General features: G+C 64.1%; 11 protein-coding genes. 8 read left to right on the plus strand and 3 right to left on the minus strand.

The window, feature by feature from the left end; translation table 11 throughout:
* Window positions 1-102: 102 nt before the first annotated feature.
* Window positions 103-1023 (plus strand): sensor domain-containing diguanylate cyclase, encoded by a 921-nt coding sequence (locus Herbaro_RS12350; protein WP_446719336.1) that lies wholly within the window; start codon window positions 103-105, stop codon window positions 1021-1023.
* An 81-nt stretch (window positions 1024-1104) separates the two neighbouring features.
* Window positions 1105-1995, plus strand: coding sequence for a PhzF family protein (locus Herbaro_RS12355; protein ID WP_275009931.1), 891 nt, complete (start codon window positions 1105-1107; stop codon window positions 1993-1995).
* Window positions 1996-2009: 14 nt separating this feature from the next.
* On the opposite strand, the gene Herbaro_RS12360 is transcribed toward Herbaro_RS12355, so the two are convergent.
* A complete protein-coding gene (locus Herbaro_RS12360) occupies window positions 2010-2933 on the minus strand; it encodes a LysR family transcriptional regulator (protein WP_275009932.1) in 924 nt (307 codons plus the stop codon).
* A 152-nt stretch (window positions 2934-3085) separates the two neighbouring features.
* Here Herbaro_RS12360 and Herbaro_RS12365 point away from each other — a divergent pair, with 152 nt between their 5' ends.
* From Herbaro_RS12365 to Herbaro_RS12390, 6 genes are all read left to right on the plus strand, one after another.
* Window positions 3086-3862: an SDR family NAD(P)-dependent oxidoreductase gene (locus tag Herbaro_RS12365; RefSeq protein WP_275009933.1), complete on the plus strand. Its 777-nt coding sequence runs from the start codon at window positions 3086-3088 to the stop codon at window positions 3860-3862.
* A 546-nt stretch (window positions 3863-4408) separates the two neighbouring features.
* Window positions 4409-5179, plus strand: coding sequence for a substrate-binding periplasmic protein (locus tag Herbaro_RS12370; RefSeq protein WP_275014010.1), 771 nt, complete (start codon window positions 4409-4411; stop codon window positions 5177-5179).
* Window positions 5176-8286 carry a bifunctional diguanylate cyclase/phosphodiesterase gene (locus Herbaro_RS12375; RefSeq protein ID WP_275009934.1) on the plus strand — a complete coding sequence of 1037 codons (3111 nt, stop codon included), beginning with the start codon at window positions 5176-5178 and terminating at the stop codon, window positions 8284-8286. The genes Herbaro_RS12370 and Herbaro_RS12375 overlap by 4 nt, the downstream gene beginning before the upstream one ends.
* A 9-nt stretch (window positions 8287-8295) precedes the next feature.
* Window positions 8296-9003 (plus strand): glutathione S-transferase N-terminal domain-containing protein, encoded by a 708-nt coding sequence (locus Herbaro_RS12380; protein WP_275009935.1) that lies wholly within the window; start codon window positions 8296-8298, stop codon window positions 9001-9003.
* A gap of 158 nt (window positions 9004-9161) precedes the next feature.
* Window positions 9162-10166, plus strand: a complete 1005-nt coding sequence (locus Herbaro_RS12385) for a CE1 family esterase (RefSeq protein WP_275009936.1) — start codon at window positions 9162-9164, stop codon at window positions 10164-10166.
* A gap of 63 nt (window positions 10167-10229) precedes the next feature.
* The gene (locus tag Herbaro_RS12390) at window positions 10230-10385 is read left to right on the plus strand and encodes a hypothetical protein (RefSeq protein WP_169801830.1); all 156 of its coding nucleotides are present in this window, start codon (window positions 10230-10232) and stop codon (window positions 10383-10385) included.
* Window positions 10386-10445: 60 nt separating this feature from the next.
* Here the strand turns inward: Herbaro_RS12390 and Herbaro_RS12395 are convergent, their stop codons facing one another.
* Window positions 10446-11570, minus strand: a complete 1125-nt coding sequence (locus Herbaro_RS12395; protein WP_275009937.1) for a hypothetical protein — start codon at window positions 11568-11570, stop codon at window positions 10446-10448.
* Window positions 11571-11577: 7 nt separating this feature from the next.
* A complete protein-coding gene (locus Herbaro_RS12400) occupies window positions 11578-12390 on the minus strand; it encodes a nucleotidyltransferase family protein (RefSeq protein ID WP_275009938.1) in 813 nt (270 codons plus the stop codon).

Raw genomic sequence — 12390 nt, forward strand, 5'->3', positions numbered from 1 at the left:
CCTTGCCGCACTGCCGGCGGCGGATCGTTTCCCTCACGCAACGGCGTGACATGGCTGCGTTCACAACTTCCCGATAGAACAATGAGCGAACAGATCAAAGAGATGGAACCCGACAGCGCTGTCTACAAGACGCTGCTGGAATCGACCAAGGCGATTCCCTGGAAGATCGACTGGAGCACGATGAAGTTCACCTACATCGGCCCGCAGATCGAGGAGTTGCTGGGCTGGACGCCCGAGAGCTGGCAGAGCGCCGACGACTGGGCCATGCGCATCCATGCAGAGGACCGCGAGGCGGTGGTCAACTTCTGCATCTCGCAATCGAAGTCGGGCGTGGATCACGAGGCCGACTATCGCGCGCTCACGCGCGACGGCGAGCACATCTGGATCCGCGACGTGGTGCATGTGGTGCGCAACCCGGACGGCAGCCCCAACGCGCTGATCGGCTTCATGTTCGACATCACCGAGCGCAAGAAGACCGAGGCGCGCCTGATCGAGTTGCAGAAGGAGCTGGAGGCGCTGTCCTACCGCGACGGCCTCACCAATGTCGCCAACCGCCGCATGTTCGACTCGGCGCTGGAGGTTGAGTGGGCCAACGCGGTCAACAACCGCACCCCGCTCTCGCTGGTCATGCTCGACATCGACTACTTCAAGCAATACAACGACCAGTACGGCCATATCCGCGGCGACGAATGCCTCAAGCAGGTGGCGCAGGCGCTGAGCGGCGCGGCCACGCGCAGCCGCGATTTCTTCGCGCGCTACGGCGGCGAGGAGTTCGTGCTGGTCCTGCCGGAGGCCGACGCCAAGGCCGCGCTGCAGGTGGCGCAACGCTGCCGCAAGCTGGTGCTGGACGCCGCCATCCCGCACGCGAAATCGCAGGTGGCCGAGGTGGTCACCATCAGCCTGGGCGTATCGACCATCATCCCCTCGACGCAGGACCATCGCATCGCCTTCCTGGAGCGCGTGGACGAAAGGCTCTACAAGGCCAAGCAGCTCGGCCGCAACTGTATCGCCGTGGACGAGTGAACTGTATCTGTCTCGCATGAAAACGGGCCGATAAGATAGCCGCATCATTCAGCCCTTCAGCTCATTTTCTACGAGACACACATGCCTGCCACCTACGCCTATCGCCTGCTCAACGTCTTCGCCGAATCGACCTTCGGCGGCAATCCGCTGTGCGTGTTCGAGGATGCGCGCGGCATCGACGACGCCACCATGCAGGCGCTGGCGCTGCAGTTCAACCTGTCGGAGACCACCTTCATCCTGCCCTCCGCGGCGGCCGATGCGCGCGTGCGCATCTTCACCACCGGCTACGAGATGCCCTTCGCCGGCCATCCCACGCTGGGCACCGCGCACGTGGTGCGCGAACTGCTGGGAACCGGCGACGCGCTGACGCTGGAGTTCAAGGCCGGCGTGGTGCCGGTGACGGCGGCCGGCGACGTGTGGACCTTCACCGCGCCCACCGATGGCGCGCCCAGGACCGCGCCCTCGCCCTTGCCTGCGGCCGAGGCGGCGGCGCTGGTCGGCCTCGCGGCCGACGACCTGGCGGGCGAACCGATGTGGGTGGACACCGGGGCCGACCAATTCCTGATCCCGCTCAAATCCGCCGACGCGGTGCGCCGCGCCCGGCCCGACAGCGGCTCGCTGGAGCGCTGGCCGGTCAGCAGCCTGGGCCGCAAGACGGCTTATGTGTTTGCTTTCGACGAGACCGAACCCGGCCATGTGCTGGCGCGTTATTTCTTCACCAAGCAAGGCGGTGGCGTGGCCGAGGATCCGGGCACCGGCTCGGCCTGCGCCAACCTCGGCGGCTGGCTCCTGGCCACCGGCCGCGCGCTGCCGGCGCGCCATGCGGTCGCCCAGGGCGCCGCGGTGGATCGCCCTTCGCTGCTGCACCTGGCGGTCTCCGCCGAGGGCGCCATCCAGGTCGGCGGACGGGTGATCGAGATCGGCCGCGGCACGGTCAGCATCGATCCGGTCGGCCGCACGCTGCTGGCCTGAACTCCGTCAAACCATCAAACCACCATGCCGCCTTCCCGCGTCAGCGGGAAGATCAGCGCATGCAGCCACGCCATGAATTCGGCCAGCCGCGCCGGCACGTGGCGCCGGCTGGCGTAGAGCAGCGAAACCGGCATCGGCGCCGGCCGGTATTGCGGCAGCACCTCCACCAGGGCGCCCTGGTCCAGCAGGCGCCGCTTGTTGGCGCCCACCAGCGGCAGCTGGATCATGCCCAGCCCCGCCTGGCAGGCGGCGTCGTAGGTCTCGGTGCTGTTGACGGTGACGCGCCCGCCCATGGGCACCCAGTGCGTCTGCTTGCCGTCGAACCATTCCCAGCCGGGCGAACGCCCGCCCAGCACCTGCCGGTAGTGCACCAGCTTGTGGCCGGCCAGGTCCTCCAGCGTGCGCGGCACGCCGTAGCGCTCGAGATAGGCCGGGCTGGCGCAGTTGACCTGCACCAGGTGGCCGATGGGACGCGCCACCAGCGAGGAGTCGTCCAGCGCGCCGGTGCGCAGCACGCAGTCGAAACCTTCGCTGACCAGGTCGACGCGGCGGTCGCTGGCCGACAGCTCCACGTCCAGCTGCGGATGAAGCTCGAGGAAAGCCGGCAGCGCCGGCAGCACCACCTCGCGCGCCATGGCGCTGGACATGTCGACCCGCAGCTTGCCGGTCAGCGCCTTGCCGCCGTGGCGGAACATGGCGCGCAGCGATTCGAAATCGTCCAGCAGCTCCTTGCTGCGCTGGTAGAAGCGCTCGCCGTCGCCGGTCATCTGCACCCGGCGCGTGGTGCGCTGGAGCAAACGCGTGCCCAGCATCTGCTCCAGCTGCTGCACCGCCAGCGAGACGGTCGCATTGGGCAGGCCGAGCTGGCGCGCGGCGCCGCTGAAGCTGGCCAGTTCGGCCACGCGCTGGAAGATCTGGAGGGTGTCCAGCTGGTTCATGACGGCTCCGATTATTATCTAATATTGAAAAGTCTAATATTAAATCGATAATTTATTAAGCCATTTTCGATCAATATACTGGTCTCCGTAGTCAGGGAACGGCCTCCGAGCGGGGCCTTCCTCCACCATCGATCTTTCTACAGGAGCCAGACATGACCCAAGCCAACACCCCTCCCCCCCGCATCGCCCTGATCACCGGCGGCAGCCGCGGCCTCGGCAAGAGCGCCGCCCTGCACCTGGCGCGCGACGGCGTGGGCATCATCCTCACCTACGTCGGCAACCGCGCCGCGGCCGAGCAGACCGTGACCGAGATCGAAGCGGCCGGCGCCAAGGCGGTGGCCCTGCAGCTGGACCTGGCCAAGAGCCGCAGCTTCCCCGACTTCGCCGACGCCGTGCGCGAAACACTCAAGGCCACCTGGAACACCGAGCGCTTCAGCTACCTGGTCAACAACGGCGGCATGGGCATGCACGCCAGCATCGCCGAGACCACCGAAGAGGTCTTCGACGAGCTGTGCAACGTGCACCTCAAGGGCACCTTCTTCCTGACCCAGGCGCTGCTGCCGCTGATCGCCGACGGCGGCCGCATCATCAACACCTCCAGCGGCCTGGCGCGCTTCTCGCTGCCGGGCTACGCGGCCTACGCCGCGATGAAGGGCGGCGTCGAGGTGATGACGCGCTACATGGCCAAGGAATTCGGCGCGCGCGGCATCGCCGTCAACACGGTGGCGCCGGGCGCGATCGAAACCGACTTCGGCGGCGGCCGCGTGCGCGACAACGCCGAGCTCAACGCCTTCGTCGCCGGCCAGACCGCCCTGGGCCGCGCCGGCCTGCCGGAAGACATCGGCGCCGCGGTGGTCTCGCTGCTGCGTCCGGACAACGGCTGGATCAATGCCCAGCGCATCGAGGTCTCGGGCGGCATGCTGATCTGACCCGCGCCGCCGTCCCGCCACCCCGCCTGCGCGCGGCGATCATCGCATCGCCGCGCGCAGCGCATCCCCCGTCGGACAGCTTTCATCGCGCCGAGCCCTTCGCAACGCCCGTCAGGCGCTGTCGCGGCCCTGTCGCCTCGGCTTCGTTTCGCTTGCGCCACCCTTTTCCCACGCGCCGCGACCACATCGTGAACACCCCGCGCGCCAACGATTGCAAAGGTCTCTCCATTGTGTTGCGGATTGGATTGTGCTCGGGTAACATCGCTCGGCGTTGATCTAGAAATTCTTCGATAAATCAGCGAGTTCCGCGCAATTGGTATGTTGACCGAATGGTCATACCAATGCACAGATCGCCGAAGGCAACGCAGGAGAAATCGCAACCGCGCCAGTGCGGTTGCATGAGGATAGGCGCCGCTGAGACCGGGCCGGCCGCGCGCCGGCTCCGATCGTCCGGGCGTCCGAGGCGGAGTACGAATAGGGGGCGGTATTTTCAGTCAATTTTTCAGCAATCGCGCATGGCGCGCCTGCCTCGGCGCTGCTGCCGTTCTGACTGTCCTGTACGGACTTGCTTGCACCGCGTTCGCCGCCGGCCCGGATTGCTCGCGTCCCTACACCCTGGCCCTGCATGACCACGGCCTGCTGTATTCCGCCCCGACCGATACCGGTATCGACAAGGACTTCGCCGACGAGCTGATTCGCCGCAGCGGCTGCAAGGTCAACGTCAGCCTGATGTCGCGCGCCCGCATCTGGCAACTGATCGAGTCCGGCGCGCTGGACTTCAGCCTGTCGGGCATCTCCAACCGCGAGCGCGAGCAGTTCGCCTCCTTCGCCTGGTACTTCAGCAACAAGTACTACCTGCTGGTGCGCAAGGATTCCGGCATCACGCGCCTGGAAGACTTCGCCCGCAACGAGCGCTTCCAGCTCGGCGTGATCCGCAGCTTCCGCTACAGCGATAACGCCAACCGCCTGGTAGACCGGCTGGCCTCATCCAACCGCGTCAGCCTGGCCGGCGGGCTGGAGCCGCTGTACGAGGCGCTGCTGCTCAACCGCATCCAGGGCATGATCATGGAACCCTTCGACTACCCCGCCGTGCAGGAAAAGCGCATCCGCGACGTCACCTCCATCATCAGCTTCAACGACCCTTCGGTGCCGCACGGCCTGATCATGTCCAAGAAGGCCCTGCCGCCGGCGGAGCAGGAAAAATGGCGCGCGCTGGTGGACGGCATGCTGGCCGACGGCACCGTGCGCAAGATCTTCGAGAAATACTTCAACCCGGAACTGGCGGCTTCGATGGTTGAATTCCAGGGCAAGCCGTGAACTGGATACGCCTGATACTGCTGCCGCTGCTGATCCTGTTCACCGGGTTCGGCGTCACCTGGGTGGCCTGGGACCACGAACGCCAGGCCTCGCACAAGGAACTGCATTCGCAGTTCGCCTCGGCCCTGCGCGAGACGGTCAGCCGCATCGAACAGCGCATGGCCTCCTATGAGCAGATGCTGCACGGCGTGCAGGGACTGATCTCGGCCACCGGCGCGATCGACCGCAACGACTTCCACGACTACGTCAGCGCGCTCAACCTGGACGCCAACTTCTCCGGCATCCAGGCCATCAGCGTGGAGGAATGGACCCCGGCCGCGCGCCTGGACGCGCACATGGCGCGCATGCGCAAGCAGGGCGTGGACGACTACGAGATCCGCCCGGCCGGCGAGCGCAACGCCTATGCGCCGATGGTGCTGCTGGAGCCCTACGTCGGCCGCAACCGCATTCCCTTCGGCTTCGACCATTGGTCCGACCCGGTGCGCCGCGTGGCCATGGAAAAGGCGCGCGACTCCGGCATGGCCGCCATCTCGGGCAAGATCGAGCTCGACCTGGAGAACGGCGGCAAGACCGAGCCGTCCTTCCTGATGTACCTGCCGCTGTATGAGCGCGGCAAGCCGCAGGCCACCATCGCCGAACGCCGCGCCAGCCTGGTGGGCTGGGTGCATGCGGTGTTCCGCATGACCGACGTGATCGCCAGCCTGTACGGCGAGAGCGCGCGCGGCATTTCGTTCGCGCTCTACGACGGCGTCGAGCCGGCCCCCGGCGCCCTGCTCTACCGCTCGCATGACGACGGGCCGCAGATGCTGCCGCAGCGTATCTCGTCCACCGAATACCTGGTCGTGGCCAACCACAACTGGACGCTCACGATGAGCTCGCAGGACAGCTTTACCCTGCAGTACGGCCGCAATGCCGAACACCTGATCGCCGCCACCGGCATCGGCATGAGCATGACGCTGGCGCTGCTGGCCTGGCTGATGATGTCCTCGCGGGTGCGCGCGGTGCGCCTGGCGCAGAAGATGACCACCGAGCTGCGCGCCAGCGAGGAGCAGTTCCGCGCCATCGCCGACTGCACCGTCAACTGGGAAATCTGGTGGGGCCTGGACGGCCGCCCGCGCTGGGTCAACCATGCGGTGCGCGACTATACCGGCTACAGCGTCGAGGAATGCCTGGCGATGAAGGATATCGTCGCCACCATCGTCTATCCGGAAGACGAGCGGCGCATCCGCGCCGAACTGGAGCGCTGCATGGACGGCCAGCGGCGCGAGGACGTCGAGTTCCGCTGCGTGCGCAAGGACGGCTCGGTGTTCTGGCTGGCGCTGTCGTCGGCGCCGATCACCGATGCGCAGGGCGCCTTCACGGGTTTCCGCACCAGCAGCCGCGACATCACCGAACGCAAGCAGATCGAGGCCGAGCTGCGCATCTCGGCGGTGGCCTTCGACTCGCGCGAGGGCATGCTGATCACCGACGCCGGCAGCAAGATCCTGCGCGTGAACAAGGCCTTCACCGAGATCACCGGCTACAGCGCCGAGGAAATCGTCGGCAAGCATCCCAACATCCTGCGCTCGGACCGCCACGGCCCGGCCTTCTTCCAGGAGATGCGCGAGAGCATCCGCCGCTTCGGCAAGTGGCAGGGCGAAATCTGGGACCGCCGCAAGAACGGCGAGATCTATCCGGAATGGCTGACCATCTCCGCCGTGAAGAACAAGGACGGCAACGTCACGCACTACGTCAGCACCCACCACGACATCAGCGACCGCAAGCTGGCCGAGGAGCGCATCCGCGAGCTGGCCTTCTTCGACGCCCTCACGCGCCTGCCCAACCGCACGCTGCTGCTGGATCGCCTCAAGCAAGCCATCGCGCTGTCGGGCCGCACCAAGAGCTGCGGCGCGCTGCTGTTCATCGACCTGGATCACTTCAAGACCCTGAACGACACGGTCGGCCACGAGAAAGGGGACCTGCTGCTCAAGCAGGTGGCGCAACGCCTGGTGGCCAGCGTGCGCGAAAACGATACCGTGGCGCGCGTGGGCGGCGACGAGTTCGTGGTGGTGCTGGAAGGCTTGAACGAGCACCTGCAGGAAGCCGCCAACCAGACCAAGGCCGTGGGCGAGAAGATCCTGGCCGCGCTGGGCAGCACCTACCAGCTCGACGAGGTCGAATACCGCACCACCGCCAGCGTCGGCGCCACGGTGTTCCGCGGCCGCCAGGCGGCGGTGGACGAGCTGATGAAACAGGCCGACCTGGCCATGTACAAGGCCAAGGAAACCGGCCGCAACGCGCTGCGCTTCTTCGACCCTGCGATGCAGACCGTGGTGCTGGAACGCGCCGCGCTGGAAGCCGGCCTGCGCAAGGCGATCGAGGGCGACCAGCTGCTGCTGCACTACCAGCCGCAGGTAGTCGAGGGCGGCCGCGTCACCGGCGCCGAGGTACTGGTGCGCTGGCAGCATCCGCAGCGCGGCATGGTGCCGCCGGGCGACTTCATCCCCCTGGCCGAAGAGACCGGCCTGATCCTCTCGCTGGGCAACTGGGTGCTGGAAACCGCCTGCCGCCAGCTGGCCGCCTGGTCGCAGGCGCCGCAGACCGCGCACCTGACCATCGCCGTCAACGTCAGCGCCCAGCAGTTCCGCGAGGCCGATTTCGTACAGGCGGTGCTGGAGGTGATCGAACGCACCGGCGCCAATCCCAAGCGCTTGAAGCTGGAGCTTACCGAGAGCCTGCTGGTGGACAACGTGGAAGACATCATCCAGAAGATGTTCGCGCTCAAGGCCTATGGCGTGGAGTTCTCGCTGGACGATTTCGGCATCGGTTACTCCTCGCTGTCCTACCTCAAGCGGCTGCCGCTGAATCAGCTTAAAATCGACCAGTCTTTCGTGCGCGACGTCTTGATCGATCCCAACGATGCATCGATCGCCAAGACCATCGTCAACCTCGCCCAGAGCCTGGGCCTGGGCGTCATCGCCGAGGGCGTGGAAACCGATGCCCAGCGCAGCTTCCTGGCCGATGCCGGATGCCATGCCTACCAGGGTTATTTCTTCTGCCGCCCGGTGACGGTCGATGCCTTCGAGAAGTTCGCGCAGGAATTCGATCCCCAATTCACCGCCGCATAGGAAAAGCACATGAGCAACGTATTCACAGGCCTGCCCATCAACAGCAAGTGGCCCGCGCAGCATCCCGAGCGTATCCAGCTGTATTCTCTGCCCACTCCCAACGGCGTGAAGGTATCGATCATGCTGGAAGAGACCGGCCTGCCCTACGAGCCGCACCTGGTCAGCTTCGATAGCAACGACCAGTTCTCGCCCGAGTTCCTGTCGCTGAACCCGAACAACAAGATCCCCGCGATCATCGACCCCAATGGCCCGGGCGGCCGGCCGCTGTCGCTGTTCGAGTCGGGCGCGATCCTGATCTACCTGGCCGAGAAAAGCGGCAAGTTCATCCCGGCCGATCCGGCCGAGCGCTACCAGGTGATCCAGTGGGTGATGTTCCAGATGGGCGGCGTTGGCCCGATGTTCGGCCAGCTCGGTTTCTTCCACCGCTTCGCCGGCAAGGAATATGAAGACAAGCGCCCGCGCGACCGTTACGTCAACGAATCCAAGCGCCTGCTGGGCGTGATGGACAAGCGCCTGGCCGACAGCAAGTGGCTGGGCGGCGACGAGTACTCGATCGCCGACATCGCCACCTTCCCCTGGGTGCGCAACCTGGTCGGTTTCTACGAGGCCGGCGAGCTGGTCGGCTTCAAGGACTTCCCCAACGTGCAGCGCGCGCTGGAAGCCTTCGTCGCGCGTCCGGCGGTGGCCAAGGGCCTCAATATCCCTGCCCGCGGCTGAACGCCGCGCCGGACCGTTCCCGGGACGAACACGATGGCCGGCCCTGCGGGAGCCGGCCATTTTTTCATCGGCCGCATGTAAATCCCCTTCCCGCATCGAAGGCAAAGCATTAACATCGCGTCAACATCCATGACAGCTGCGACTGCCCCGCTTGCCCCATGACGATCCGCATCCTGCCCCGAACCGCCCTTCTCGCCGCGCTGTGCGGCGCCTTCGCCGGCTTGCCGGCCATCCCGTCCCAGGCGGTCGACCTGTCGCTCAAGACGGTGCGCGTGGGCAGCCTGTCGCGCGCCTACTTCTCGGAGCGCGGCGGCCAGGGCGAGCCCAGGCCGCTGCTGATCGCGCTGCACGCGAGCAGCTCCACAGGCTCGCTGATGGCGCGCAGCACCGGCCTGACCGAGATCGCCGAGGCCGCCGGCTACATGGTGGTGTATCCCAACGGCACCGGGCTGACCATCGACGCCCGCACCTGGAATTCGGGCGGCTGCTGCGGCTACGCCCAGATGCACAAGGTGGATGACGTGGCCTTCATCCGCGCGCTGATCGACAAGCTCGCCGCCGAAGGCCTGGCCGACCGCAAGCGGGTCTACCTTGCGGGCCTGTCCAACGGCGGCATGATGGCCTATCGCCTGGCGGCCGAGGCGCCCGAGCTGTTCAAGGGCGTGGCGGTGGTGAGCGCAGTGCTGGACATCCCGCCGGAGAGCGTGAAGACCGGCGTGCCGGTGCTGCATATCCACGGCAGCGACGATCCCTTCATCCCCTTCCTGGGCGGCATCGGCAGCAAGGAACCCTCGCAGGTGCCGCGCCAGTCGGTGGCCAGGACCATCGACGCCTGGGTCAAGGCCAACGGCGCCGATCCCAAGCCGGAAGTCAGCGACATCGCCGACGCCGCCGGCGACGGCACCACGGTGCGCCAGTACACCTACCGCAGCAAGACCGACACCCAGGCCGTGGTGCTCTACGAGATCAAGGGCGGCGGCCACAACTGGCCGGGCAGCGTGGCGCCGATGATCAACGGCGGCAAGACCTCCCAGAACCTGGACGCCTCGCGTGTCATCGTCGATTTCTTCAATCGCCATGGCGGCGGCAAGCCGGCCGAGGCGACCGAGGACAACCTGCCGCCCGGCGCCGCGCCGCTCAAACCGGAGACGCCGGCAAGATGATGGCCACCGGCAACGAAATCGCACTATCATAGCGGGCAGCGTTCAACCAACATCGCCATGACAATGAAAAGACTCATCACCAGCATCCTGATCGCCGTCGTGCTTTACTTCCTGCTGCCCTTCGTGACCAAGTTCATTCCGCAGTACCGCCTGGCGGTGTGGTGCATCAGCGCCGGCATCGTTTCCTTCGCGGTCTCGGCGCTGATGGACAGGGTCTGAAGCAAGACAAAAGAAGCATACAAATGGAGATCTGTGAGCCAGTTGTTTGACAAGAAAGTCCTACTTGGCGTCAACAGCCGCATGAGTTCTGCGCGGCCCCGCGAGCGGCCTCAACCAATCGCTATGTTCTTCGCAGAACAATCCACCGTTCATGCCTTGGCGTCGCACGATGGCAGGATGGCAGGTGTCCTGATCAGCCACCGCCATGGCAAAGCGGCGGAACTCCTCTTCGCTGGCATCGGTTGGCATCATGAACTCCAAGAAGGCGTCTCGTGGCAGGTCGGCGATCAATTCCGGACACATATAGGCACAAAACGCAAAGGTTCGGTCGTAGGTTCTCGTGTGGTAAACCACATCAGTGGACTTGCCTGAAAAAGGCAACAACACGGAGATGTTGGTAAAGTCCCCCCCCACCGTTTGAAAATACTGAAATCCATGGGGCAAGCTGATCATTCGTCCTGCGATACTGACCAGCGTCAATCCCAGCCGCAGTGGCACCTCGATCGGAATAGTATTGGCAACAGGCATCAGCGACGGCCGGTAGCGCCCACCGGTCATGTTGCAATAGACCTTACAACCGTTCTCATTGAGGCGTTCAGCCAAGGATTCCCATAACATGTCCGGGAATTGTTCATTCACCGTATTGGCGGATGGGAACAAGATGACAGATTTTCCCGGTTCCAAGCCGATCTCATCTGCATATCGGCGCGCTTCGAGCTCCCACTCTCGTGGCACCTGCGGACGTTCGATCGGCGCATCCCATGGCAACATCAGGATATGTCGGTACACATCGTTAAACGATAGTCCACCTCGTCCCGGATATTTGTAGAGATACGTCAGTCTGTCCGCACGCGCATCGCCCAGGAAATAAGGAAACGCGGCAAAAGGTACATCCACCTCAAACTGATCTGGCGGAAAATAACGCATCATCCCGTCCATTTCCTCCTTCGATACTTCTATCACCTGCTCGAAACGACCTGGATACATGCTCGTGATGGGGGAGTGCTCCGGCCGTATCACCATGGTGATGCCATACCCGTGAGTCTCGATAAAAGACTTTGCAAAACCGCACATCATTGCGGTTTCCCCGATAGCGCCTGGATTCATGATTATCCAGGTCCGCTTCTCCGGATGCCTGAGTTTTCTGAGTATCGCGTCGTAGTTTGCTTTTCTTTGGATGTTCATCGTCTTTTTAGCTCTTTGAATCAGTTCGGATTTCCCGAAGACCGTGTGCCAAACGTTCCAGTTCACACGCCATTGGCGCAGTCAACTGAGCCCATGCGGCATGATTCTCAGGCAATGCGGAAGGCATCGAAAAATCGTCCTGGGCCTCGCGCCAACTGGCGACTGTTCCAATATCGCGATGATAGTCATCATTGAGATACGTGAAGATTCTACCCACAAAATAGGGAATCACTTCGGTGCTGAAGTCAACTTCGGCGCGCTCGAGGGATGCAATGAACTGCAGCACTTCCGGCTCTAGGATATAAACGGCAGCATTGGCCAAGTCGCCCGGTGGATTGTCAACTTTCTCATGAAATCCCTGCACTATCCCCGCCGAGTCCAATTCGACGATCCCACATGACCGGGGATTAGAAGTATGGAACAGCATCATGGTCAATGCAGTACCAGCCGGCCGCTGCTCATGCGCTGCGATGAAATCGCGGCAATTAAAACGGGTGAGATTGTCTGCGTGAATCAGCAAAACCCGGTGACCGGAAAAAAAATCGCGATTTGCGACCAATGTTCCCCCGGTTCCCAGCAGGCGCTCTTCATGAACGAGTTTCACTAGGCCACTCCAAGTGCTGCGAGCAAGATACTCTCTCACCAAGGACGCCCGGTAGTGGGTGTTGACAAGGATGTCCTCAATTCCTTGCGAAAAGAGGTTTTCGAGCCAAAAATCGAGCAGCGGTCGGCCATTGATTGGCACCAGACATTTCGGCAAGAGATCGGTTAATGGCTTCAGGCGCGTCCCCAATCCTGCACTGAGCAACAACGCACGCAT

The sequence above is a fragment of the Herbaspirillum sp. WKF16 genome (genome assembly GCF_028993615.1).
In the GTDB taxonomy this organism is placed as follows: domain Bacteria; phylum Pseudomonadota; class Gammaproteobacteria; order Burkholderiales; family Burkholderiaceae_D; genus Herbaspirillum.